Annotated in this window: 23 protein-coding genes; 19 read left to right on the forward strand and 4 right to left on the reverse strand. The window is 66.0% G+C overall.

The genetic code is table 11. The features are described from left to right. Positions 1 to 53 precede the first annotated feature (53 nt). The 18 genes from NLI89_RS09985 to NLI89_RS10070 all read left to right on the forward strand — a co-directional run bounded on the left by NLI89_RS09985 (position 54) and on the right by NLI89_RS10070 (position 18,077). Positions 54 to 1,484 carry an aldehyde dehydrogenase gene (locus NLI89_RS09985; RefSeq protein ID WP_254686921.1) on the forward strand — a complete coding sequence of 477 codons (1,431 nt, stop codon included), beginning with the start codon at positions 54 to 56 and terminating at the stop codon, positions 1,482 to 1,484. A 148-nt stretch (positions 1,485 to 1,632) separates the two neighbouring features. After that, positions 1,633 to 2,121: a DUF6644 family protein gene (locus tag NLI89_RS09990; RefSeq protein ID WP_254686922.1), complete on the forward strand. Its 489-nt coding sequence runs from the start codon at positions 1,633 to 1,635 to the stop codon at positions 2,119 to 2,121. Between the two features lie 28 nt (positions 2,122 to 2,149). Further along, positions 2,150 to 2,665 carry a DUF6644 family protein gene (locus NLI89_RS09995; protein WP_254686923.1) on the forward strand — a complete coding sequence of 172 codons (516 nt, stop codon included), beginning with the start codon at positions 2,150 to 2,152 and terminating at the stop codon, positions 2,663 to 2,665. Positions 2,666 to 2,976: 311 nt separating this feature from the next. Next, the gene (locus tag NLI89_RS10000; RefSeq protein WP_254686976.1) at positions 2,977 to 4,980 is read left to right on the forward strand and encodes a TonB-dependent receptor; all 2,004 of its coding nucleotides are present in this window, start codon (positions 2,977 to 2,979) and stop codon (positions 4,978 to 4,980) included. A 103-nt stretch (positions 4,981 to 5,083) separates the two neighbouring features. Further along, the gene (locus NLI89_RS10005) at positions 5,084 to 5,788 is read left to right on the forward strand and encodes a TetR/AcrR family transcriptional regulator (RefSeq protein ID WP_254686924.1); all 705 of its coding nucleotides are present in this window, start codon (positions 5,084 to 5,086) and stop codon (positions 5,786 to 5,788) included. A gap of 613 nt (positions 5,789 to 6,401) precedes the next feature. After that, positions 6,402 to 7,907, forward strand: a complete 1,506-nt coding sequence (gene mhpA, locus NLI89_RS10010; RefSeq protein ID WP_254686925.1) for a bifunctional 3-(3-hydroxy-phenyl)propionate/3-hydroxycinnamic acid hydroxylase MhpA — start codon at positions 6,402 to 6,404, stop codon at positions 7,905 to 7,907. Positions 7,908 to 7,999: 92 nt separating this feature from the next. Next, positions 8,000 to 8,893 carry an acetoacetate decarboxylase family protein gene (locus NLI89_RS10015; RefSeq protein ID WP_254686926.1) on the forward strand — a complete coding sequence of 298 codons (894 nt, stop codon included), beginning with the start codon at positions 8,000 to 8,002 and terminating at the stop codon, positions 8,891 to 8,893. Positions 8,894 to 9,330: 437 nt separating this feature from the next. After that, positions 9,331 to 9,975 carry a YceI family protein gene (locus NLI89_RS10020; protein WP_254686927.1) on the forward strand — a complete coding sequence of 215 codons (645 nt, stop codon included), beginning with the start codon at positions 9,331 to 9,333 and terminating at the stop codon, positions 9,973 to 9,975. Further along, positions 9,972 to 11,381, forward strand: coding sequence for a hypothetical protein (locus tag NLI89_RS10025; RefSeq protein ID WP_254686928.1), 1,410 nt, complete (start codon positions 9,972 to 9,974; stop codon positions 11,379 to 11,381). Before NLI89_RS10020 ends, NLI89_RS10025 begins: the two co-directional genes overlap by 4 nt. Before the next feature lie 329 nt (positions 11,382 to 11,710). Beyond that, positions 11,711 to 12,118 carry a DUF6152 family protein gene (locus NLI89_RS10030; RefSeq protein ID WP_439144503.1) on the forward strand — a complete coding sequence of 136 codons (408 nt, stop codon included), beginning with the start codon at positions 11,711 to 11,713 and terminating at the stop codon, positions 12,116 to 12,118. A gap of 11 nt (positions 12,119 to 12,129) precedes the next feature. Beyond that, complete coding sequence (locus tag NLI89_RS10035) at positions 12,130 to 12,867, forward strand: hypothetical protein (protein ID WP_254686929.1); 738 nt, start codon at positions 12,130 to 12,132, stop codon at positions 12,865 to 12,867. Between the two features lie 32 nt (positions 12,868 to 12,899). Next, positions 12,900 to 13,850, forward strand: coding sequence for a hypothetical protein (locus NLI89_RS10040; protein WP_254686930.1), 951 nt, complete (start codon positions 12,900 to 12,902; stop codon positions 13,848 to 13,850). A 26-nt stretch (positions 13,851 to 13,876) separates the two neighbouring features. Continuing rightward, positions 13,877 to 14,425 carry a nuclear transport factor 2 family protein gene (locus NLI89_RS10045; RefSeq protein WP_254686931.1) on the forward strand — a complete coding sequence of 183 codons (549 nt, stop codon included), beginning with the start codon at positions 13,877 to 13,879 and terminating at the stop codon, positions 14,423 to 14,425. Between the two features lie 106 nt (positions 14,426 to 14,531). Then, complete coding sequence (locus NLI89_RS10050) at positions 14,532 to 15,020, forward strand: DUF6644 family protein (RefSeq protein ID WP_254686932.1); 489 nt, start codon at positions 14,532 to 14,534, stop codon at positions 15,018 to 15,020. A 28-nt stretch (positions 15,021 to 15,048) separates the two neighbouring features. Continuing rightward, positions 15,049 to 15,564: a DUF6644 family protein gene (locus NLI89_RS10055; protein ID WP_254686933.1), complete on the forward strand. Its 516-nt coding sequence runs from the start codon at positions 15,049 to 15,051 to the stop codon at positions 15,562 to 15,564. Positions 15,565 to 15,725: 161 nt separating this feature from the next. After that, positions 15,726 to 16,676, forward strand: coding sequence for a VOC family protein (locus NLI89_RS10060; RefSeq protein WP_254686934.1), 951 nt, complete (start codon positions 15,726 to 15,728; stop codon positions 16,674 to 16,676). A 91-nt stretch (positions 16,677 to 16,767) separates the two neighbouring features. Then, on the forward strand, positions 16,768 to 17,592 hold the full coding sequence (locus NLI89_RS10065) for an SDR family oxidoreductase (RefSeq protein ID WP_254686935.1): 825 nt from the start codon (positions 16,768 to 16,770) through the stop codon (positions 17,590 to 17,592). Beyond that, positions 17,589 to 18,077 (forward strand): nuclear transport factor 2 family protein, encoded by a 489-nt coding sequence (locus tag NLI89_RS10070; protein WP_254686936.1) that lies wholly within the window; start codon positions 17,589 to 17,591, stop codon positions 18,075 to 18,077. The genes NLI89_RS10065 and NLI89_RS10070 overlap by 4 nt, the downstream gene beginning before the upstream one ends. Positions 18,078 to 18,095: 18 nt before the next feature. Here NLI89_RS10070 and NLI89_RS10075 read toward each other — a convergent pair whose 3' ends face one another. The 4 genes from NLI89_RS10075 to NLI89_RS10090 form a co-directional block, all read right to left on the reverse strand. Then, entirely contained in the window at positions 18,096 to 19,304 is a 1,209-nt protein-coding gene (locus tag NLI89_RS10075) for an MFS transporter (RefSeq protein ID WP_254686937.1), read from the reverse strand. A 163-nt stretch (positions 19,305 to 19,467) separates the two neighbouring features. Further along, positions 19,468 to 20,232, reverse strand: a complete 765-nt coding sequence (locus NLI89_RS10080) for an SDR family NAD(P)-dependent oxidoreductase (protein WP_254686938.1) — start codon at positions 20,230 to 20,232, stop codon at positions 19,468 to 19,470. Continuing rightward, positions 20,229 to 21,545: a histidinol dehydrogenase gene (hisD, locus tag NLI89_RS10085; protein WP_254686939.1), complete on the reverse strand. Its 1,317-nt coding sequence runs from the start codon at positions 21,543 to 21,545 to the stop codon at positions 20,229 to 20,231. Before hisD ends, NLI89_RS10080 begins: the two co-directional genes overlap by 4 nt. A 50-nt stretch (positions 21,546 to 21,595) precedes the next feature. Beyond that, positions 21,596 to 22,585, reverse strand: a complete 990-nt coding sequence (locus tag NLI89_RS10090) for a fumarylacetoacetate hydrolase family protein (RefSeq protein ID WP_254686940.1) — start codon at positions 22,583 to 22,585, stop codon at positions 21,596 to 21,598. 270 nt (positions 22,586 to 22,855) lie between these two features. On the opposite strand from NLI89_RS10090, the gene NLI89_RS10095 reads away from it, so the two are divergent. Beyond that, positions 22,856 to 23,218 (forward strand): DUF6152 family protein, encoded by a 363-nt coding sequence (locus NLI89_RS10095; RefSeq protein ID WP_368077264.1) that lies wholly within the window; start codon positions 22,856 to 22,858, stop codon positions 23,216 to 23,218.

The following is a 23,218-nucleotide window of genomic DNA, read 5'->3' on the forward strand; positions in this document are numbered from 1 at the left end:
ACACCGGCGGCGCGCGCCTACCCACGACAACGACAAGAATTTTGGAGAGCGAGATGTCGGGTTTGAGCACCGAGCAGCAGGCCGCACGCACCTTCGAGCGGCGCAATCCGGTCACCGGCGAGGTCGCGACGACGGTCCATGCGGCAACCGTCGCGGACGCCAATGCGGCCTGCGATGCGGCGCAGGCGGCGTTCCCGGCATGGTCTGGCATGGGCCCGAACGCTCGTCGCGCGGTGCTGATGAAGGCGGCGGCGGAACTCGAGGCGCGCGCGCCGCAGTTCGTCGAGGCGATGATGGGCGAGATCGGTGCGACGCAGGGCTGGGCCGGGTTCAACCTGGCACTGGCGGCGGGGATCGTCCGCGAGGCCGCGGCGATGACCACGCAGATCACCGGCGAGATCATTCCCTCCGACAAGCCCGGCTGTATCGCGATGGCGATGCGGGAGCCGGTCGGCGTGATGCTGGGTATCGCGCCGTGGAATGCGCCGATCATCCTCGGCGTGCGCGCGATCGCGATGCCGCTCGCCTGCGGCAACACCGCGGTGCTGAAGGCGAGCGAGCAATGCCCGCGCACCCACGCGCTGATCGTCGAGGCGTTCCAGGCGGCGGGGCTGCCCAAGGGTGCGGTCCAGATCGTCACCAACGCGCCCGAGGACGCTGCCGAGATCGTCGGTGCGCTGGTCGATCATCCGGCGGTGCGGCGGATCAACTTCACCGGATCGACTCATGTCGGCAAGATCATCGCCAGGCGCGCGGCCGAGCATCTGAAGCCGGTGCTGCTCGAACTGGGCGGCAAGGCGCCGCTGATCGTGCTGGAGGACGCCGATCTCGACGAGGCGGTGAAGGCGGCGGCGTTCGGCGCGTTCATGAACTCGGGCCAGATCTGCATGTCGACCGAGCGGATCATCGTCGTCGAAGCGGTGGCGGACGCATTTGCCGCGAAGTTCCGCGACAAGGTGGCGTCGATGCCGTGCGGCGATCCGCGCGAGGGCAAGACTCCGCTGGGGGCGGTGGTCGACCAGAAGACCGTCGACACGGTCCAGGCCCTGATCGACGATGCGCTCGCGCAGGGTGCCGAAACGCTGGTCGGCGGCGATGCGAACGGCGTCCTGATGCCCGCGCACGTGATCGACAAGGTGACGCCGGCAATGAAGCTGTTCCGGGACGAGAGCTTCGGCCCGGTCGTCGGCATCATCCACGCGCGTGACGAGGCGCATGCGATCGCGCTGGCGAACGACACGGCATACGGCCTGTCGTCGGCGGTGTTCACGCGTGACACCGCACGCGGCCTGAGGGTCGCGCGGCAGATCCAGTCGGGGATCTGCCATATCAACGGCCCGACCGTGCACGACGAGGCGCAGATGCCGTTCGGCGGCACCAAGGCGTCGGGCTACGGCCGGTTCGGCGGCAAGGCGGGAATCGATTCGTTCACCGAATTGCGCTGGATCACGATCGAGACGTTGCCCGGTCATTACCCGATCTGACCCCGCCGGAACCGGGTTTGTAACGGTAGCACGCGCGTAGAGAAACGGTTCTCTACGCGCGCTGCCCGCAGAAGCGGGTCATCGATCGTGATGCAGGGGCGGCCCCCAAAGAGCCCCCCGACACGCGCAGGTCTTAGGATAGCAGATCATGTCACTCCAATCGTTTGCCAGTCATCTGTACGGGACGCCGATCAGCACGGCGATCCGCGAGACCAGCTGGATCATCCCGGCGGTGCAGAGCGTCCACATCATCGCGATCGCGGGCGTGGTCGGCGCGGCGATCGTGATGGACCTGCGGCTGGCCGGCGTGCTGGCGACCGACGAGACGCCGCGCGCGGTCGTGAAGCGGCATCTGCCGTGGATGTGGTCGTCGCTGGCGCTGTTGCTGACGAGCGGGTTCGTGCTGGGGCTCGGCGAGCCGTACCGCGTGCTGATGAACGCGGTGTTCTGGGTCAAGATGGCGATGGTGGTGACCGGTTTCACGCTGACGTTGCTGTTCCGCTACCCGATCCTCCACCCCGACTACCGGATCGAGCATGCGCGCGCCGCCGCGCTGATCAAGCCGCTCGCCTGGGCGTCGCTCGCGATCTGGGTGGTCGTGGTCTTCTGCGGTCGCTGGATCGCCTACTACCAATGATTCCCGCTATTTTTCCGGAGACCAAGCCATGATGCCGGATTCCGCGCCGCCCAACGCGCTGATGCAGATGCTGTACGAGTCCACGATCGGGACGACGATCCGTGAGAGCGCGACGCTGTTCCCGTGGATCGAGAGCGTCCACGTGCTGATGATCGCGGCGGTGGTCGGCACGATCGCGATCGTCGACCTGCGGCTGATCGGGGTGGCGTCGCACCTTCGCGGCGCGCGCCAGCTGATCCTCGACATGCTGCCCTTCACCTGGGTCGCGTTCGTGCTGGCGGTGATCTCGGGGACGCTGCTCTTCCTGTCGAACGCGACCGGCTATTTCCAGAGCATGCCGTTCCGCTTCAAGCTGCTGACGATCCTGATCGCTGGGATCAACATGGCGATCTTCCACATCACCGCGTACCGCAAGATCGGCGATTGGGACGACCAGCTGCCGACGCCGCGCGCCGCCAGGATCGCCGGATTCAGTTCGCTGACGCTGTGGCTTGTAATCGTCTTCCTCGGCCGCTGGATCGGATATTCCTACCCGCTGGCCTGACGATCCTCCCGACCGTTCCGAAAAGACCAGATGCGCAGCCGGCCCCCCGCCGGTTGCGCATTTCGCGTTGAGGGCGCCGCGTTCGCCGGCTGCGGAACGTGGATACGCGCCGTTACAGAACATGGGTTAGAACCGTAACGTGCGAGCGTTCCTGTTCGGGACGACCCCAGAAGGATGCGTCACCAGGGAACCGATCCACCGCCGTCCGAACGAGGATGGTCGTGCGTCCGCTCCCATCCTTCGAGGTATGTTTCTTGAAACCATCGATCCGCCGCGCGCTCGCGACCGTCGTTCCCTGTGTCCTGCTACAAATGGCGGCTGTGCCGGCACTGGCGCAGAGTCAGCCCGCCGCTGACCCTGCGGCACCAGCCGCCGACGATCCCTCCGCTGCGGGCAAGGCCAACGACATCGTCGTCTTCGGTCGCGGCGAGCTCAAGATCGGGACCGCGCAGTCGGCCAGCGAGGGGACGATCAGTGGCTCCGACCTGCTGGTGCGGCCGTTGCTGCGCGTCGCCGAACTGCTCGAGGCGGTACCCGGCATGGTCGCCGCGCAGCATTCGGGCAGCGGCAAGGCCAACCAGTATTTCCTGCGCGGCTTCAATCTCGATCACGGGTCCGACTTCACGACCTATATCGACGGCGTGCAGATGAACTTCCGCACGCATGGTCACGGGCAGGGCTATCTCGACCTCAACGGGCTGATCCCCGAGATCATCGCGCGCGAGGATTTCCGCAAAGGCCCGTACCGTGCCGACGGCGGCGACTTCGCGATGGCGGGCGCCGCGTACATGACGACGATCGAGCGCTACGATCGACCCTGGGCTTCGGTCGAGGCGGGATCATACGGTCATCGCCGGATCGCCGCAGGGGGCACGATCAAGAACGTCGCGGGCGGCGACCTGACGGCGGTCGGCGAGTTCCGCGTGTATGACGGGCCGTGGCAGCAGCCCGAGCACCTGCGCCATTATGCGGGCTTCCTGAAATACGCAAAGCCGCTGGGTGCCGCCGAGCTGGAGCTGACGCTGCACGGTTATCGCGGGACGTGGAAACCGACCGAGCAAATTCCCGAACGGATCATCGGATCGTCGGTGTGTGCGGATCAATTCTGTTCGCCCGATCCCACCGCGACCGGCGAGACGACGCGCTACATCGCCAACGCCAAGCTGTCCGGCGCGGGCTGGCGGGTCAACGCCTTCGCGCAATATTATAACTGGGACATGTATTCGAACCCCGAATATTTCGACGCCACCGGCACGAGCGCGCAGATCCACCAGATCGACAAGCGCATGGTGTACGGCCTGACCGGCGAGAGGGACTGGAAGCTGTCGGACACGATCGACCTGACGCTGGGGACCGAGAATCGCTACGACAAGATCGACCGGGTCGGCGTGCAGCATACGATCGCGCGCCAGTTCGTGAATTCGCTCGGCCTCTACACGGTCGATGAAGCCTCGGCGGCGGTGTACGGTTCGGCGACATGGCGTCCGATCGACGGACTTCGCCTGATCGGCGGCCTGCGCGGCGATTATTATCACTATTCGGTGCGGGCGCTTGATGCGGAGGCTGCCGCGCTGGGGCAGGGATCGGGATCGGACGCGATCCTGTCGCCAAAGGCGCAGGCGGCTTACCGGATCGGCGACCATGTCGAGGTCTATGCGGGCTGGGGCAGGGGTTTCCATTCCAACGACGTGCGCGGCGCGGTGACGACGACGCCGGTGCCGGTTCTCGTTGCGGGTACCGGCAAGGAACTGGGCGCGCGGTTCCAGTTCAAGAAGGTCAGCGTGACCGCGACCTATTGGTGGCTGGACCTGGGCAGCGAATTGCGGTTCGTCGGGGATTCCAACGCGGTCGAGCCGAGCGCCGCGAGCAAGCGCCACGGGTATGAAATCGTCGCGTTCTGGCATCCGTTCGCGTGGCTGGCGATCGACGGCAATTATACCGCGAGCCATGCGCGCTACGACAATGGCGACTATATTCCCAACGCGTTCGAGAATGCGGCGTCGGCCGGCGTCTCGTTCATCAAGGGACCGTGGGAAGCGAGCGTACGCCTGCGCCACCTCGGACCCTATCCGCTGGTCGAGGACAATTCGCAGCGCGACAAGGGCAGCAACGTGGTCAATATCCGCGGTGCCCGCAAGTTCGGGGCGTTCCAGGTCTACGCCGAGATACTCAACGTCCTGGCGAGCGACGACAAGGATATCGCCTATTGGTACCAGACCTATGTCCCGAGCTTCGACGCGGCACCGGTCGAGGGGCGGGTCAGCCGCGTGGTCGAGCCGCGTACGCTGCGCGCCGGGGTGCGAGTCACATTTTGACGATATCGGACAAGGACTGTAATTGAACGGCGCGGTCAATTTTGACCGTGCGCCTGCAACGCTACCCGTGCCCCCGTGGCGAACGTATCGATAGGAACATGCCATGGCCGCTCGGCCACGACTTACTGAGGGTACGAAGCGGTCTCCCTCGCTTCTGGGACAGCTCGATACGGCACGGAAGCCGGGCGAGGCGACCGGGCGTCGAGTCAGTCGGACGCGGGTCGCGCTGCTCGAAGCGGCGCAGCGGCTGTTCGCCACGCGGTCCGTCGACAGCGTCAGTATCGACGACATCGCCAGAGAGGCGGAGGTCGCCAAGGGCAGCCTCTACAATCATTTCGAGAGCAAGGAGGCGCTGGCCGACGAGTTGTTCCGGATGGTGCGCGGTCATGTCGCCCAGTTGCTCGATACCGCGGTCGACGACCAGACGCCGCCGCCCGAGCGGCTGGTGCGCGGCGCGTTCGTCATCCTGCGCTTCGCCATCGATCATCCGGAAAGCGTCGCGGCGCTGCTCAAGCTGTCGCCGGCGTTGCTCGAGACCAACAATCCGCTAAACGTCAAGGCGCGGGAGATCATCGTCGAAGGGCTCGAATCGGGGCATTTCAAAGGCATCCCGTCCGATTCGGCCACGTTGCTGATGGTGGGTGCGATGCTGGTGATGCTGCAGGATTCGATCGATCGGCAGAAATCGGTCAAGCGGCTGATCGCACGGATCATCCCGCTGATGGGCGGCGTGCTGAAGGCGCTCGGCGTCGACGGCGACAGTGCAGCGGCGGCGGCGAAGGCTGCGGCGCGCACGACTCTGGAATAGATTCAGCTGAATAGAGGCGGCGTTTCGCGGTGCGGACCGGACGCTGTGGGTGCGCACCGTTTGGCACGGGTACCTTGCGAACACGTACGCACCTCCGCGGCGGAGGCCGGAGTCCAGTTGGGAGACGCTGCTCATCGAGGTAGCGCTCCGTTACTGCAACCTTTCCACCTGGGCCCCGGCCTTCGCCGGGGAGGTGCACGTGTTCGGCATCGATAGGGGCCTTCGCGGTTGCAGGTCTGCGCATTCCGATTGCCGATGCGGCAAATGAGTCGGTCGAGGGCCCCTGTGCAGCCGCGCGGCAAACCCATGTTACCGCAGCCCGCAAAATCCGCTGCATTCAACAGATACGTACCAAACGGACGGCATTTGTAGTTGACCATATAGTTCAAATATGACTGTATGGTGCAACAAAGTCCGGAGAGGGATGATGAAAGCCGCGCCAAGTTTCTGCGCCCGTCATGCGGGCGCTGCTGACCCTTCTGCATTCGTCTCACTCTCGTTCGACTGACGCCGACGCCGGCCGCCGCGAGTGGTCGCGAGCCGGCTCGCTCACGGACTAGCTGGCGGTCGCGGAGGGTCCCGCGCCGTCCTTGCCAAGGGAACAACAATCGTCATGACCAGTGAATTCGCCCGTGATTTCGACAGTGATTTTGACTGCGATCTTCTGGTCGTGGGGCTCGGACCGGTCGGCGACGTGCTGGCGGCACTCGCGCAGAACCATGGTCTGTCGGTGATCGCGATCGAGCGGGCGCCGACGCCGTTTCCGCTGCCGCGGGCGGCGGTGTTCGATCATGAGATCATGCGGATCTTCCAGATGATCGGCGTCGCCGAGAAGATCGCGCCGCTGTGTCGCGCGCCCGAGCGGTACCAGTTCCACACCGCGTGCGGCCAGGTCCTGCTCGATTTCGAGAACGCCCGGGTCGGCCCGTTCGGCTGGGCCGAGACGTACGCGCTTCACCAGCCCGCGGTCGAAGAGGTGTTGCGCGCCCGGCTGTACGAACTCGGCGTGCGCGTCCAGACCGGTGTCGCGTTCGAGCGTCTGGCGCAGGACCGGGACGGCGTGACCGTCGATGTCACCGACAATGGCTCGCCGCGCCAGATCCGCGCGCGCTATGTCGTCGGGTGCGATGGATCGTGGAGCCCGGTTCGCGAGGCGCTGGGCATCAAGCTGGACGATTATAATTTCGACGAGCCGTGGCTGGTGCTCGATACGATCATCGACGAGCCGGGCGACCTGCCGATCGTCTGCCAGCAGATCTGCGACCCGAAGCGTCCGGTGACGCACATGGCGATGAGCGGGAAGCGCTTCCGCTGGGAGTTCATGATCAAGCCCGGCGAAACCGCGGAGGAGATGCTCGACGATGCGCGTATCCGAGAGCTGCTGGCGCCGTGGAATTGCGCCGATCGCATCCAGATCGAACGCAAGGCGGTCTATCGGTTCCATGCGCTGGTCGCCGAGACATGGCGCGACGGGCGCGTCCTGCTGGCGGGCGATGCCGCGCACCAGATGCCGCCGTTCGCCGGGCAGGGGATGTGCTCGGGCATTCGCGACGCGGCGAACCTTGCCTGGAAGATCGCCGCCGTCGTCCGCGGCGAGGCGGATGACGCCGTCCTCGACACCTATCAGGAAGAGCGCGAGCCGCATGTCCGGGCCATCATCGGCACGGCGATCGCGATGGGGCAGATCGTCTGCATGCTCGACGAGACCGCAGCGGCCGAGCGCAACCGCAACATGCTCGCGCGCAAATCGTCCGGCGCGCAGGACGTGTCGGTCCTGTATCCCGACCTCGCGGGTGGCCATCTGACGGATACCGCCTTTGCCGGTGCGCTGTTCCCGCAACCCGTGACGGACGAGGGCGAGCGGCTCGATTCGCTGTTCGGCCTCGACGCGGTGCTGATCTCGCGATCGGCGACCGATACGACCGATCTCGGGGTGCGAAGGTTCAGCCTGGACGCGCCGGAGATCCGCAAGTTTGCCGAACCGATCGGCGACTGGCTGACGAAAGCGGGCGCGGACGCGGTGCTGATCCGGCCCGACCGGCATGTCTTCGGCACCGGGGAGGCCGAGGCGTTGCTCGGCGCCTGGACCGAGCGGACGCGGCGCAAGATCGCCGCCTGAGCGGCGCAAGATCGCCGCCTGAGCGGCGAGCCGATCCCGAGATCTCCCGACATTCACCTCCCGCCAACCCAAACCGCAATGGAACCTGTCCAATGACATTTATTCCCAATGCCGAATCGCGTTACCGGATGCCGATCATGTTCGGCCCCGCGCCAGGACCGCGGCAACATTCCGAAGGCCGGATGTGGACCGCCGAAGAAGCCGGCAACATGACCGCGCAGTGGATGAAGATCGGGTATCGGACCGACCCGGCCAAGCTGGAAAAGCTGCTGCCGGCGGGGTTCAGCCTGCGCGGCGATCCGATCGTCTCGGTCAGCTGCGCGTGGTTCAAGAACCTCTATTGGCTGGCGGGCCGAGGCTACGGCATCCTGTCGGTCGATTTCCCGGTGACGTACCAGGGCAAGACCGAGCGGCTCGACGGTGCGCTCTGCCCGATCATCTGGGAGGGATCGCCGGACGCGATCATGACCGGTCGCGAGGAGCTCGGTTTCCCCAAGATGTTCGCCAATTTCGCCGAGATCGACTTCGATGAAGCGACGGGACGCGCGACCTGCGACGCGGGTTGGTACGATCACACGTTTTTCGACATCGCGCTGACCGACTTGGTCGAGGAGCAGAACCCGACGAAGCAGCTTCCCGGCTCGAACGGCGGTGCGCAGATGTACTACAAGTACATGCCGCGGACGAGCCCCGGCGGGCGTGAGGGTTCCGACCTCGCCTATGTCACGACGTCGGCCGCGCTGGCCGGTAGTGGCGGCGCGGTCGCCAACATCAACTTCGACGAGTTCGAGTTTCGGCGCTGGACCGGCAAGGGGACGCTCGACTGGCATCGCGCGACGTTCGAGCAGCTGCCGCTGTCGTTCCACATCGTCAACGGCATCGCCGACCTCGACGTCCTGGAATATACCGACGCGGAGATGGTGCACTTCACGGGACCGGGTGTCGGCGTTGCGATGAACGGGCATCGGGCCGTCGAGCCGGCATAAATCGGCGCTCGACTGGAGACCGCCTTTCGATTCATCGAGGGGAGTTGCGCGTCTCGACCGGTCGGGTCGTCGATCCGATATCTGCGCCAATATCGGGGCCGCCGGCGACATGCTGGCGGCCCTTTTTTGCGATGTGTTTTCCTGGTTGAGGCCTGCGCGTTTCGTGCAACAACTGCGAGACGCGGTTCGCACGTATTTATATGTCTCGCTTCGACGAATCGCGCGGTCGGGACTTGACCGTGTCGTCCAAATATGACTGAATAGTTCACACAAGCCAGACGGGTCCCGAACACGGGGTCCAGTCTGGAGGCACCGTCCGCTTGGATAGGCTCGGCTAACAGCTGCCGTCTTCACGCACTCGATCTGGTGTGTGAAAGACGGGCGTAGACCGATCCCGCCAGAGGACGGAAAATGGAGAGTGGATGATGCGAAAAGCTATGAGATCCTGGATCGGCGTTGCTGCGGTTCCGTTCCTGCTTGCCGGGCTGGTGCAGGCGCAGGATCGGCCACCGCCGCCGCCCAAGGGCGCGCCGCTCTCCGGCCCGATGGCCCCCGCCAGCAAGGATCCCGCGGCGGCACCGGCCGGCACCTATCATGTCGATCTCGAACATTCGTCGGTCGTCGCGCGGGTCCTGCATCGGGGCCTGTCGTACAACGTGCTTCGCTTCGGCGTGCGCGAGGGAAGCCTGCGCTGGAACCCGGCCGACCCCGCATCGATCGCACTCGACGTGACGGTCGACGCCAAGCCGTTCTACGCGCCGATCGTCTATAAAATCCTGCCCGAAGGCCCGCAGTCGCTCAACGTCGCCAAATATCCCGAGGCGCGGTTCGTATCGACCGCGGTCCGCGTGAAAAACGGTGGTCGCGCCGTCGTCGAAGGACGGCTGACCCTGATGGGGGTGACCAAGCCGGTCGCGATCGAAGCCGAGCTGGTCGGCGTCGGGCAATCGATGGAAGGCGCGCCGATGGTCGGCTTCACCGGCACGATGATGGTCGACACCGCCCAGTTCACCCAGCTGCCCATGGCCAGGATGGTCGGCAAGGTGATGGTGATCCTCGATGCGGAATTCCTGAAGCAATGATGGGCACCGAACAGCGGCGCATCGAGGGCGTCCCGCATCGCACCGGCACGACGACCGACATCATGTTCGGCACCGGCATGGACGAATTGCTGCGTATCAGCGCCTGCATGCTTGGGTCGCAGATCCCGGCGAGCCTTGCCCATCAGGCGGTGCTCGGCATGGAGATGAGCCTGCTTGGGCAGGGCTGGCCCGTCGGTCGGTCGCTGGGCGCATTGCCGGAAGTGCGGACCCGGCTTGGCCTGGGGCGCCCAGCGTTCCGCGAGGCGATCACGATCCTGGAGGCACGCGGGCTGCTCGACGTTCGGCGCGGCCCCGGCGGCGGGTTGTTCGTGGCCGCGCCCGCGCTGGAGGACGTGGTCGGCGCGGTGCTGATGTATCTCGCGCTGACCGGCGAGACGTTCGCGCCGATCGAGGAGTTTCGCCTGCTGGTGTGGCGGATGATCGTCAACGCGGCGATCCAGCGGCATGTCTCGCTGCCGCCGGCCTGTGCGGCGTCCGGCCAATGGGGCTTTGCGGTCGATCTTGCGGAGCAGACCGGCAATACGACGATGGTGCTGCTGGCACGACTGGCCGAGATGCTGGTGCAGACGTCGTCGCAGGCGCCTGCCCCGCCGCGTGATGCCGCGCTCGAGGCCGCCATAAGGCAGGGCGATCTCGCCAAGGCCTTCGATCGACTCGGCGAACTGGCGGGATCGACCGGCCTGGAGGCGTCGGTCGTGACGCTGGAGGTGGCCGAGCGTGCCTTCTCCCTGTCCGGCCGAAAGTCGGCGATGGCGCTTGCCGCGCGCATGACGCACGAACTGACCCTGCGCGGCGGTACGCAGGAGGCGGAATGGGAAACCGCGGAACGCCTTGGCTATACCGATGCGGTCGTACGGCAGGCGCGCCGCATCCTGCAGGATTTCGGGATCGTTCGCTGCCGGCAGGGCCGCAAGGGCGCCGAACTCGCGCCGCCGGCCGCGCCGACGGGCGTCATCCGCCTGCTCGCGCCGCTGCTGATGGCAGGCGCCATGTCGGCGTCGGACGAGAAGGAGGCGATCTCGTTCCTGGTCGGCGAGGGATCGGTGATCGCGGCGCGTCGCACCCAGGCCGGGGGCGCCTTGCCTGTCAGGCGTTTCCCGTCCGCGCCGCTGCCCGACGCATTCGAGGCGCTGACGATCGAAAACCTCCTGCTGGAGCTGAGCGGCAACCCGCTTCTGGCGATCGTCGTGCGGTCGTTGGGGGTGGCCAGTATCTTCGCCGCCGCCGATCCGCTGCCGCCGTCCGATCTGCGCGACGTGATCGCGATCAACCGTCGTATGCTGCAGGCGATCGAGGCCGGGGATGTCGGCACGGTCACCATGCTGGCGCGCGTCAAGATGGAACTCATGCAGCAGCCGGCCGACAGCTACCGACAGGTCGCGTGACGCGGCGCCGGGAGGGTTGGCGGGAGGCCCACCCGGTGGGCCGGCGGGAGATGATGCAGCTAACTCGCCCCTGCCGGCCATAGTAGCCTCCTCTCTCGAACCCGTACACGACGACACGGGAACTGGAGGGACTGGGTGAACGTGAGGTCGCAGGGCCGTCTCCGTGCGAGGGGCAAGGGCGAGAGCCGCCACCCCGATCGCGCGCGGCTTATGTCGCACCCTCTCGGACGAGCCGGGGTTTCTCCAACGCGTCGGCCGCGAGGCATCGCGCCGGGTATCGCCGCGGTTCGGGCGATCCCGGACCGACCCCGCCTGTTTGGAGCACTATGATGAATGCGTTGAAGGCACCCCGATTTTTGTGGCCGGTCCTGGCCGTGAGCGTCGGTCTCATGGCCTGCCCGGCGATCGCGCACCATTCCTTCGCGGCGTACGACATGAACCAGACGCTGTCGGCCGAGGGGACTCTCAAGGAGTTTCGCTGGGGCGCACCCCATTCGTCGATGGTCCTGATCTACATGGACCGGGGCAAGGAAAAGCAGATGTCGATCGTCAGCGGCAGTCCGCTGATGTTCTCCAAACAGGGGCTCACCCCGCGCGATTTCAAGCGCGGCGACAAGGTGAAGGTCACCTTCCACCCGAACATCAGCGGTCAGCCCGGCGGCGCGATGGCGAGCGTCAGGCTGTCCAGCGGCAAGAGCTTTTCGGACACCGAAGCCGCGCGTGCCGGCGGCAATTGAAAGTTTTCGACATGGCGATTGATCCCAGGATGATCCGGCTCACCGTGCGCACCGCCTTGGCGGGCGCGGTATTGGGTCTCGCGGGCGCGGCCTCCGCCCAGTCGGCGCCGCCTATGGGCGCGAACCTGGAAGGTGTCTGGAAAATCGCGACGCCAACCACGACGCTCAAGCCGATCTCCGGTGCGGTGCCGTTCACCGCGGAGGGGCGCAAGGCGTATGACGCGAACAAGGCGCTGAGGGCGCAGGGCAAGTTCGACGATTACGACATCACGCTCGCGCGCTGCTCCAACCCCGGCGTGCCGCGGCTCGCGCTGACGCCGATGCGGTTCAAGATCTGGAACCGGCAGGGCGTCGTGACCTTCGACTATGAGTGGAACCGTGCGCTCCGCCAGATCAACGTCGGCGTGCCGCCGCAGCCGGATTTGATGGGGCAGGGCCTCGTGCCGACGATGACCGGCAAGTCGAAGGGGCATTGGGAGGGCGATACCCTGGTCTCGGTGATGCAGGGCGGATCGGATCGCACCCTGATCGACGATCTCGTGCCGCACGGCTACGACCTGAAGGTCACCGAGCGCTATCGCCTGGTCGATGCGAACACGCTCGAGGACCGCATCACGGTCGAGGATCCGGTGTTCTTCACCCAGCCCTGGACGTCGGTCGTGACCTACAAGCGGCAACCCGACGCCATCTTCGCCGAGGACGTGTGCCTCGATCGGCTTGCCGCGAAGCAGCCGGCGTTTGCCAAGTGACGCGGTCGCAATCTGATCTGGAGCCTATCCGTATGACGACCCGCTTCCCGTTACCCGTCACGATGCGCGGGCCGATCGCTGCGGCCACCGCGCTGATGCTGGCAGTGACGCCTGCGTCCGCGCACGCGCAGCAGGGCCCGCCCGGTGGCCAGATGCAACTCCCGCCGGGTGCTTCGGGTGGTCCGCCACCCGGTGCGCCGACCGGGCCGGTGTTGACGGAAGCGCAGAAGATCGTTGCTGCCCTGCCACCGCCGGGGCCGGGCCTGATACCGCCGCGACCGCCATTGCCCGCCGATGCGGTCATGCCGAGTGCGGACCCGCGCGACCTGCAAGGCACCTGGGTCAACAACCAGCCGCTCCAGTTCCGCTCGCAGCGCGACATGTACGGTGCGCTCGCGCCCTATACGATGGCCGGCGCCAAGGTCCTGTCGCGTCGCGTGATGTCGCTAAAGGCCGGCAAGCCGTTCATCAACGCGTCGGCGATCTGCCGTCCGCCGGGGCCGCAATGGCAGCGCGACCTGAACTTCCCGTTCTCGATCGTCCAGGACAAGGATCATGTCGAGGTCCTGTTCGAGGAATATCACGGCCGCTGGTATATCTCGCTCGATCCGCAGGGCGTGCCGCTGCCGACGCAGAAGCAATATATGGGTCGCTCGGTCGGGCATTGGGACGGCGGTACGCTCGTCGTCGAGACGACCGACTTCAAGCAGCCGATCTGGCTCGACGTCGACGGGACGCCGCTGTCGGCGAACGGCAAGCTGATCCAGCGGATGCGCAAGGTGAGCGACGCCGGCCGCGTGCCGTTCCTCGAGGTGGTCACGACGATCGTCGACCCGACCTATTATACCGCGCCATGGTCGATCGTGCGGACCTTTGGCTGGGCGCCGCACCAGGCGGTGTTCGCCGAGTATAATTGCGAAGAACAGGTCGGCGATCCGAGCGTCAGTGCCGATGCCGGGCTCGTTCCCGAACCACAGGACTGATCGTCGTGCGCACGCCAGGAGACGTCATGCGGAAGAGTATCTGGAAGTCGGTCGGCATATCTTGTGCCGCGATGCTGGCGGTAGCGTCGCCAGCGTTTGCCCATGACCCGAAGTCGGAGGCGGCGAACAAGAAGATCGTGCTCGACTTCTACCAGGCGTTGAACGCCGCGGATGCGACGGGCACGACCAAGGCCCGGATCCAGGGGATCGCGGAGAAATATCTCAGCCCGGATTACGTGCAGCATGCGGCGTCGTTAGTCGATATGCCGGGACCGGGGACCGCGCGCGACAAGCTGGTCCGGATGTTCCAGGGCATGCCGGCGATGAAGCCGATGCCCGCGCCCAAGACGATTGCGGTCATGGCCGAGGGCGACCGCGTCATGATGCTGACCGCGCGCGAGATGCCGGACCCCGCGACAGGGCAGCTGAAACAAGCCTATATCTTCAACATGTTCCGCGTTCGGGACAACAAGCTGGTCGAGCATTGGGATGTCGGCACGCCGACCATGCCGTCGCCCGGCGCCGGTACGCTGACCATGCCGTCTCCGGGCGCCGGCGCGCCGCCCAGCCAGTAGCGCGGCACGCCCGCGGCAGCGCGTCGGTCATCAAGCGAGGCTGGGGGCTTTCCGGAGGAGGCGTTCCGGGATTCCCTGGCACGCGCAAGTCTTAGGATAGCAGATCATGTCACTCCAATCGTTTGCCAGTCATCTGTACGGCACGCCGATCAGCACGGCGATCCGCGAGACCAGCTGGATCATCCCGGCGGTGCAGAGCGTCCACATCATCGCGATCGCGGGCGTGGTCGGCGCGGCGATCGTGATGGACCTGCGGCTGGCGGGCGTGCTGGCGACCGACGAGACGCCGCGCGCGGTCGTGAAGCGGCATCTGCCGTGGATGTGGTCGTCGCTGGCGCTGTTGCTGACGAGCGGGTTCGTGCTCGGTCTCGGCGAGCCGTACCGCGTGCTGATGAACGCGGTGTTCTGGGTCAAGATGGCGCTAGTGCTGACCGGTTTCACGCTGACGTTGCTGTTCCGCTACCCGATCCTCCACCCCGACTACCGGATCGAGCATGCGCGCGCCGCCGCGCTGATCAAGCCGCTCGCCTGGGCGTCGCTCGCGATCTGGGTGGTCGTGGTCTTCTGCGGTCGCTGGATCGCCTACTATCAATGATTCCCGCTATTTTTCCGGAGACGATGCCATGATGCCGGACACTGCGCCGCCCAACGCGCTGATGCAGATGCTGTACGAGTCGACGATCGGGACGACGATCCGCGAGAGCGCGACGCTGTTCCCGTGGATCGAGAGCGTCCACGTGCTGATGATCGCGGCGGTGGTCGGCACGATCGCGATCGTCGACCTGCGGCTGATCGGGGTGGCGTCGCACCGTCGCGGCGCGCGCCAGCTGATCCTCGACATGCTGCCCTTCACCTGGGTCGCGTTCGTGCTGGCGGTGATCTCGGGGACGTTGCTCTTCCTGTCGAACGCGACCGGCTATTTCCAGAGCATGCCGTTCCGCTTCAAGCTGCTGACAATCCTGATCGCGGGCATCAACATGGCGATCTTCCACATCACCGCGTACCGCAAGATCGGCGACTGGGACGACCAGCTGCCGACGCCGCGCGCCGCCAAGATCGCCGGGTTCAGCTCGCTGACGCTGTGGCTGGTGATCGTCTTCCTCGGCCGCTGGATCGGATATTCCTACCCGCTGGCCTGAAGGCCGACGGGCGCATATAGGTTGACCATTCCGATCAAATATGACTATGTAGTTCAATAAATGCACGGCGTGGAAACGGTCGCATGTGTCGCCGTTCACGCCCGAACATCAATATCCCGCCCGCTCGAAATGAAGCGGCGGGACCGCGGAGTGGATGATCGATGAGCATCGCGAAAGCAGTCGACGTGGCCTATGTGCGCTTCAGCGCGCCGGACCTCGCGAAGATGCAGAACTTCCTGCTGGATTTCGGCATGGTCGACTCGGTGGCCGAGCAGGCGCCGGATCGCCTGTACATGCGCGGCACCGGTCGTGCGCCGTTCGTGCATGCGACCGAACTCGGCGAACCGGGCTTCAAGGCGCTGGGGATCTGGGTGCGCGATCGCGCCGATCTCGAGGCGCTGGCGGCGCATGACGGAGCCGCGGTCGAGCCTCTCGATGCACCCGGCGGCGGGCTCGTCGTTCGGCTCACCGACCCGGACGGTTTCCTGATCGAGGCGGTCGCCGAGCAGGAGACGCTGCCGCAGGTCGAGCGCACTTTGCCGTATCCGATGCCGTGGAACCATGCCGGCGAACATCCGCGCATCGGCAGCTTCCGTCGCGTCCGGCAGGGGGCGTCGCACGTCCAGCGGCTCGGTCACTGCGTGCTCGGCGTCTCCAATTTCCGGCAGTCCGAGCAATGGTACAAGGCGCGGTTCGGATTCGTCACCTCGGACGAGATCCAGCCCGAGCCGGGTGTCGCGATCGGTGCCTTCATGCGCGCGGACCGCGGCGACGAGCCGTGCGATCACCATACTATATTCCTGTTCGAGCCGCCCAAGGGCCTGCCAGAATTCATGCACTCGGCGTTCGAGGTGGCGGATGTCGATGACCTGATGGCCGGGCACGACTTCCTGATCCAGGCGGGCTGGCATCAGCATTGGGGCGTCGGGCGTCACATCCTCGGTAGCCAGATCTTCGATTACTGGAATGATCCCTGGGGTCATGAGATCGAGCACTGGACCGATGGCGACCAGCTGCGCACGGCCGACGGCGGCGGGATCGCGGGTCTCGACCAGTTGCTCGGCGGGCAGTGGGGACCACCCAACCCGGTGCTCGAGACGCTCGGAAAATAACGCGCAGCGCCGTGGCGGGGCTTTGGTCTCGCGGCGGCGCGGTCGTCATACTGCGCCCGTGACGGGCCATTCTTCATAAAGGACTGCCGCCATGCCGGTCGTATTGATTACCGGTTGCAGCTCGGGCTTCGGCGAGGCGATGGCCGTTGCGTTTGCCGAGCGCGGCTATCAGGTCGTCGCGACGATGCGTCGTCCGGAGGGTGCTTCGGCGCGGCTCAAGGCGCTGGCGAGCGCGAAGCCGACCGATGTCGCGATCGCGCCGCTCGACGTCACCGACGCCGCGATGCGGCAGGCGACGATCGAATTCGTGGTGTCGCAGTTCGGGCGGATCGACGTTCTCGTCAACAATGCCGGCGTCGGCGCGCGCGGTTCGGTCGAGGATACCCCCGACAGCCAGTGGCGCGCGATGTTCGAAACGAACCTGTTCGGCCCGCTCGACCTGATCCGGCTCGTGCTGCCGATCATGCGCGCGCAGGGCGCGGGGCGGATCATCAACGTGACGTCCGTTGCGGCGCTGATGAAAACGCCGTTCATGGGCGCCTATTGCGCGAGCAAGCATGCGCTCGACACTGCGACCGCGGCGCTCAACATCGAAACGCGGAGCTTCGGCGTGCAGGTGGTCAGCGTCATGCCCGGACCGTTCCAGACAGCCTTGCCGCAAAAGTCGCTCGATCGCGTGGCGAGTGCGCCGTACGCGGCGGCGGCGGGGGCGTTCAATCGCAACTTCGATGGGCTGGAGGCCAAGGCGCCCGAGGACATCACGCCGGTGGTGACCGCGGTGCTGGCGGCGGCGACCGATGCCGAGCCGATGCTGCGCTATACCGCGGGCGCCGAGGTCGTGCCGATCCTGCCGCCGATCCTCCAGGCGCTTGCGCCGATGGAGAAGATCGGCCTGCATCTGACCGGGCAGGGGTGACTTTAGGCCCCGATCGCCGCGCGCTCCTGCTCGGCGCGGCGGCGTTGGTGCCGTTACCCGCCTTGGCGATCCCGTCCGCCACGCGGTTCGATCGCGCCGCCTATGATCGCTACATCGGTCTTATGAATGCAGGCGACCTGCGTTTCGTCGATTATTATGCGGACGACATCCGGTTCGTGATGAACATCCGTGGCCGCGCCGCCGTGCTCGAATTCTATGCGCGCCAGCGACCTTACGTGAAGGAGCGGCTCGACGTGACGTTCTTCTGTTCGGACCGCACCGGGGCGGCGGCCGAAGTGCGGAGCGAGGTGCGGTGCATCAAGGACTGCGCGGACACGACGATCTTCGGGCGTCGGCTGAAGGCCGGCGAGGTCCAGACGATCCGCGGCTGCCTGCTCTATGGGCTGGATGCGCGGGGGCTGATCGCCGAGATCAAAGGGCCCCCGCCGGAAATCCTGCAACCCTGGCGGGTCGCCGCATCCTAACGCGACGATAGGTCGGCCTCAGCCTATCGTCGCTGCCTCCGTGCGCGACGATCCGCGGAAGCGGCTGGCGAGCGCGATCGCCGCTGCGACGAGGCACAGGATACCGAGGATCTGCAACGTCGCCGGCAGGTTGCCGCCATTGTGGCCGCGCATGAACGCGACCGCCTGGCTGCTCAGCGGCTGGCCGAGCCACCAGCCGCTCATGAACATCCCCGTGCCGCGACCGCGGACCTCGAACGGCAGCCGGCCCATCGCCGAGACGACCAGCGCCGGCAGCAGCATGCCCGAGCCGATCTGGTTGACGACCAGCCACGTCGTGAACAGCTGCGGCGTCGGCGAATAGTTCATCAGCACGTACGACACGCCGAGCAGGCCGAACGCGATCAGCAGCTGGGTCGGGGTGACGAAGCGCGCGGTGAACTGGCGATAGAGCAAAGTTCCGCCCGCGACGGCCAGTCCGGCGAGGCCGCTGTAGAGACCCAGCGCGCTCGTCGAACTGATGTTGTAATATTCGCTCAGCATCGTGCTGACCTGGATCTGCATCGTGAAGAACATCGTGCCGCCGAAGATCGCGACCAGCGAGATCGGCAGGATCGTGCCCCATGGGAAGCGGGCATCCGACGCGGCGAATTCCTCGATCGGCTCGTCGCTCTTGCGCGGTTCCCAGGTCCAGAGGAGCAGGGCGATCGCGAAGACGATGCTGACGCCGTACGACGCGAAGGCGCCGCGCCAGCCGAAGCTGCCGAGCGCGCCGCCGAGCAGTGCGAGGAAGATCGACGACAGCGAGGCGACCGCGGTCTGGTTGGCGAGCCATTTCTCTCGGTCGCGGCCGTGGAAATAGTCGCCAATCAGCGTGGTGCTGGAGATCACGACCAGCGCCTCCATCGCGCCGAGCACGACGCGGCTGATGATGATCGCGGTCAGGCTTTCGAGGAAGATCGGCAGGACGCCGACGATCGAGTAGATCACCAGGGCGCCGATGCACGTCTTACGCCGACCGAAGAAGTCGACGACGATGCCGGCGACGGGCGAGAGCACCGCGACGCACAGCGCCGGCAGGGTCAGCATGAGCGGGATCAGATATTCGACGCCGGGGACGTTGCGGTAGTGCGCCGTCATCGCGGGGAGGATCGGGACGAGCACGATAAGGCCCATGACCGCCATCGTGATCGGCAGGAGCAGCAATATGCCCTGTAGAGTGCCGGCCTGGCGTTCAGCGGTGATCATAGGCGTGCCTTCCCTCGACGAGGCCGGACGTCGGGCCAGATCGCAAGCCCTGGAGCGCGATCGAGCAGAATCCTGCCATTTGCATCGGGTTGGATTAGGTTGGGCGACCTGCGCGAGTTAGGTGTAAATACTCGGCCCCTAGGTCGGAGGCAGGCGGCAGAGGTCAGTCCGCGGTCCAGCCGCCATCGACGACCAGGCTGGTGCCGGTCATCATCGCCGACGCGTCCGATGCCAGGAACAGGACTGCGCCCATCAGGTCCGTCACTTGTCCGAGACGGCCGAGCTTGATCTTCTGGAGCACGCTCGACTTGAACGCTTCGTCCTCGAAATACGGCTTGGTCAGCGGCGTCTCGATGAAAGTCGGCGCTATCGTGTTGGAGCGGATGCGGTGTTTCGCGAGATCGAGCGCGAAGGCCTTGTTCATGCCCTCCAGCGCCCATTTCGATGCGCAGTACAGCGACCGGTTGATCCCGCCGACATGACCCATCTGCGATCCCATGTGGATCAGCGACCCGGCCACGCCGTCCTCGATCATCTTTCGAGCGACCGCTTGTGCGACGAAGAAGCTGCTCTTCACGTTCAGATCGAGCACCGCGTCGAAATCAGCCTCGGCGACGTCGATCATCGACATCGGCCGGTTGGTGCCGGCATTGTTGACGAGGATGTCGAATGCGGGTCGCTCGGCAAAGAAGTGCGCGACCGCATCGAGATCGGTCACGTCGAGCCGAGCCGCGACCGCCCGACCACCCGCAGCGACGATCTCCAAGGCGGCTGCCTCGATCTCGTCGAGGCTGCGGGCGACCAGAGTCACTTCGGCCTGCGCCTCTGCCAATGCAGCCGCGCTGGCCAGCCCGATGCCCCGGCCCGCGCCCGTCACCACGGCACGGCGGCCATCGAGCCGGAAACTGGGTGTGACGGGGAGGGTCAACGGGGTTCCACCTTTCCGGCATAGGGCACGTTGCGGCCGCCATAGCGGCGTACCCGGATATTGGCCTGTTCGCCATGCCCGGCAAAGCCCTCCAGCGCGCAGAGCCGGCTGCAATATTCGCCGATCATCGCCGAGGCCTCGTCGGTCAGCACGCGCTGATAGGTGCAGGTCTTGAGGAATTTCCCGACCCACAGCCCGCCGGTGTAGCGTGCCGCCTTCTTGGTCGGCAGCGTGTGGTTGGTGCCGATCACCTTGTCGCCATATGCGACATTGGTGCGGGCGCCGAGGAACAGCGCGCCGTAGTTGGTCATGTGATGCAGGAAATAGTCGGGGTTGCGGGTCATGACCTGGACGTGCTCGGAGGCGATCTCGTCGGCGATGCGGACCATCTCGGCATCGTCCTCCGCGACGATCACCTCGCCGAAGCTGTCCCAGGCGCGGCGGGCGTACTCCGCGGTCGGCAGGATCAGCAGGAGCCGCTCGATCTCGCGCATTGTATCCTCGGCGAGCTTCCGGCTGGTGGTGAGCAGGATCGCCGGGCTGTCGGGGCCGTGTTCGGCCTGGCCAAGCAAGTCGGTCGCGGCGAGCTCGCCATCGCAGCCGATCTCGTCGGCGATGACCAAAGTCTCGGTCGGGCCGGCGAACAGATCGATGCCGACGCGACCGAACAGCTGGCGCTTGGCTTCGGCGACGAACGCGTTGCCGGGGCCGACGAGGATATCGACCGGCGCGATCGACTGCGTCCCGAGCCCCATCGCGGCGACCGCCTGGATCCCGCCGAGACAGTAGATTTCGTCCGCGCCCGCCATCGCCTGCGCGGCGACGATCGCCGGCGCGGGCTTGCCGTTGAACGGGGGGGCGCAGGTCACGACGCGGGGAACGCCGGCGACCTTGGCGGTGATGACGGACATGTGCGCGGAGGCGAGCAGCGGGTATTTGCCACCCGGCACGTAGCAGCCCGCGGCATTGAGCGGCAGGTTCTTGTGGCCAAGCACGATGCCCGGCAGCGTCTCGACCTCGACGTCGGTCATGCTGGCGCGCTGGATCTGCGCGAAATTGCGGACCTGCGCCTGCGCGAACTCGATGTCCTTGAGGTCCTGCCCGGAGAGTTGGTCGAGACAGTCCTGGATCTCGCGCGGGGTCAGCAGATAGCTGTCGCGATCCCAGGCATCGAACTTGATCGAGAGATCGCGGACCGCCGCATCGCCGCGCGTCTCGATATCCGCGAGGATGCCCTCGACGGTGTCCCGGACCTGGCGATTGGTTTCGGCCTTGGCCTCCGCGGTCGCGCCGCGCTTCAGATAAATCGCCATGCGAACCTCCTTGATACTATTTGAACTCTGCTGGCCGATGCTGACCCCGGCTAGCCGATGTCGGCCCGGACATAGCTTTGCTCGATCGCACCGAAGATCGATCGTCCGGCGGTGTCGAACATCTCGATGCGGACGCGGTCGCCGAACTTCAGATACGGCGTCCGCGGTGCGCCCTCGTCGACGAGCTCGATCGCGCGGCGTTCGGCGATGCAGGCCGAGCCCACCTCGCGGAAATTCTCGTTCGAGATGGTGCCGGTGCCGATCAGCGTTCCCGCCGCCAGATTGCGCGTGCGCGCGGCGTGGGCGATCAGCTCGCCGAACGAGAAGCCCATGGCGCCGCAATGCGGATGGCCGAACGGCTGATCGTTCCAGTGCACGTGGAGCGGCAGGTGGACACGCCCATCGCGCCACGCATCGCCCAGTTCGTCGGGCGTCACCGCCACCGGCCCGAACGTGGTCGCGCCCTTGGACTGGAGAAAGCCGAAGCCGGTCTTCAGATCCTTGGCCGCGAGCGCGCGCAGGCTGGTGTCGTTGGCCAATGTCAGCAACCGGATGTGGCTTTCGGCCTGCGCGACGGTCGTCCCCATCGGCACCCGGTCGAGGATGACCACGAGCTCGGCCTCGAAATCCATGCCATCGTCTTCGGAAGGCAGGGGGACATCGTCGCAGGCGCCGATCAGGTCGTCGCCCGCACCCTGGTACATCAGCGGTACGCTGCGCTTTTCGGGCGGCGGATCGAGGCCGAACACCTTCTCCAGTAGATCGCCGTGCGAGTGGAACGCCGAGGCGTCGAGCCACTGCCAGGCGCGCGGCAACGGTGCGGCGAGCCTGCGCGGTTCGAGCGCGATCGCGCCGGGCGCGGTGCCGGCGTTGAGCGCGGCGTAGAGCTGCTCCAGCGCGTCGGCGACCAGATCCCATTTCTCGATCGCGGTCTGGAGCGTCGGGGTGATCGCAGTTGCCGCTACGGACCGCGTCAGATCGCGGGATACGACGTGCAGCACGCCGTCGGGCGAACCATCCTTGAGTGTTGCGAGCTTCATCGCCGGCGCTGTCGCGTGCGCGCCCGACGAGAGTTAGGTGCAAAGATTCCAGGCGCTTCGGTTCGCCCGTGCGGGGCGTCCATAGCGGCAATTCTAGCACCTAACTCGCTTGGTCGCCTTGGTCTAAACCGCGGCAACGCTTTGGCTGTGTGCTGCCAGCGAGGATATGCTGTAGCGTCGGCATATCGAGAACTTCGAAAGGTGACTGCGGTGAAAGTGCTGAGTTCAACTCGTGTTTCGGCTGTATTGGCGGCGTCGTTACTTGCCGTAGTGGCAATTCCAGTGGCCGCACATCATTCAGCAGCGCCGTTCGACATGACCCGGAAGATCAGCATCAGCGGCACGGTCGAGAAGTGGGTGTGGTCCAACCCGCACTCGTGGCTGTACATCCGGACCACCAAGCCCGGCGGCGCGCAGGAAATCTGGGGTTTCGAGGCCGGCAGCGCCGGGATGCTCGCGCGCAGCGGCTGGAACTCGGGCGACATGAAAACCGGCGACAAGGTGACCGTCACCGCCAGCCCGAGCCGTAACGGACGGCCCGTGGGGCTGATCAGCGAGGTCAAGCTGGCCAACGGCAAGGTGCTGGGCGCCGGCTTCGGTGCACCGCCTCCCGGCGTTGCTCCGGGTAACTGA

Source organism: Sphingomonas faeni, assembly GCF_024273235.1.
GTDB classification, from domain to species: Bacteria; Pseudomonadota; Alphaproteobacteria; order Sphingomonadales; family Sphingomonadaceae; genus Sphingomonas; species Sphingomonas faeni_A.

Coding starts and splice junctions, on each gene's coding strand:
- NLI89_RS10030 (WP_439144503.1), top strand. CDS start 11,711: ATGAATGCGTTGAAGGCACCCCGATTTTTGTGGCCGGTCCTGGCCGTG.
- NLI89_RS10090 (WP_254686940.1), bottom strand. CDS start 22,585: ATGAAGCTCGCAACACTCAAGGATGGTTCGCCCGACGGCGTGCTGCAC.
- NLI89_RS10005 (WP_254686924.1), top strand. CDS start 5,084: ATGGCCGCTCGGCCACGACTTACTGAGGGTACGAAGCGGTCTCCCTCG.
- NLI89_RS10040 (WP_254686930.1), top strand. CDS start 12,900: ATGACGACCCGCTTCCCGTTACCCGTCACGATGCGCGGGCCGATCGCT.
- NLI89_RS10060 (WP_254686934.1), top strand. CDS start 15,726: ATGAGCATCGCGAAAGCAGTCGACGTGGCCTATGTGCGCTTCAGCGCG.
- NLI89_RS10055 (WP_254686933.1), top strand. CDS start 15,049: ATGATGCCGGACACTGCGCCGCCCAACGCGCTGATGCAGATGCTGTAC.
- mhpA (WP_254686925.1), top strand. CDS start 6,402: ATGACCAGTGAATTCGCCCGTGATTTCGACAGTGATTTTGACTGCGAT.
- NLI89_RS10020 (WP_254686927.1), top strand. CDS start 9,331: ATGAGATCCTGGATCGGCGTTGCTGCGGTTCCGTTCCTGCTTGCCGGG.
- hisD (WP_254686939.1), bottom strand. CDS start 21,545: ATGGCGATTTATCTGAAGCGCGGCGCGACCGCGGAGGCCAAGGCCGAA.
- NLI89_RS09985 (WP_254686921.1), top strand. CDS start 54: ATGTCGGGTTTGAGCACCGAGCAGCAGGCCGCACGCACCTTCGAGCGG.
- NLI89_RS09990 (WP_254686922.1), top strand. CDS start 1,633: ATGTCACTCCAATCGTTTGCCAGTCATCTGTACGGGACGCCGATCAGC.
- NLI89_RS10025 (WP_254686928.1), top strand. CDS start 9,972: ATGATGGGCACCGAACAGCGGCGCATCGAGGGCGTCCCGCATCGCACC.
- NLI89_RS10075 (WP_254686937.1), bottom strand. CDS start 19,304: ATGATCACCGCTGAACGCCAGGCCGGCACTCTACAGGGCATATTGCTG.
- NLI89_RS10065 (WP_254686935.1), top strand. CDS start 16,768: ATGCCGGTCGTATTGATTACCGGTTGCAGCTCGGGCTTCGGCGAGGCG.
- NLI89_RS10050 (WP_254686932.1), top strand. CDS start 14,532: ATGTCACTCCAATCGTTTGCCAGTCATCTGTACGGCACGCCGATCAGC.
- NLI89_RS10035 (WP_254686929.1), top strand. CDS start 12,130: ATGGCGATTGATCCCAGGATGATCCGGCTCACCGTGCGCACCGCCTTG.
- NLI89_RS10015 (WP_254686926.1), top strand. CDS start 8,000: ATGACATTTATTCCCAATGCCGAATCGCGTTACCGGATGCCGATCATG.
- NLI89_RS10045 (WP_254686931.1), top strand. CDS start 13,877: ATGCGGAAGAGTATCTGGAAGTCGGTCGGCATATCTTGTGCCGCGATG.
- NLI89_RS10000 (WP_254686976.1), top strand. CDS start 2,977: ATGGCGGCTGTGCCGGCACTGGCGCAGAGTCAGCCCGCCGCTGACCCT.
- NLI89_RS09995 (WP_254686923.1), top strand. CDS start 2,150: ATGATGCCGGATTCCGCGCCGCCCAACGCGCTGATGCAGATGCTGTAC.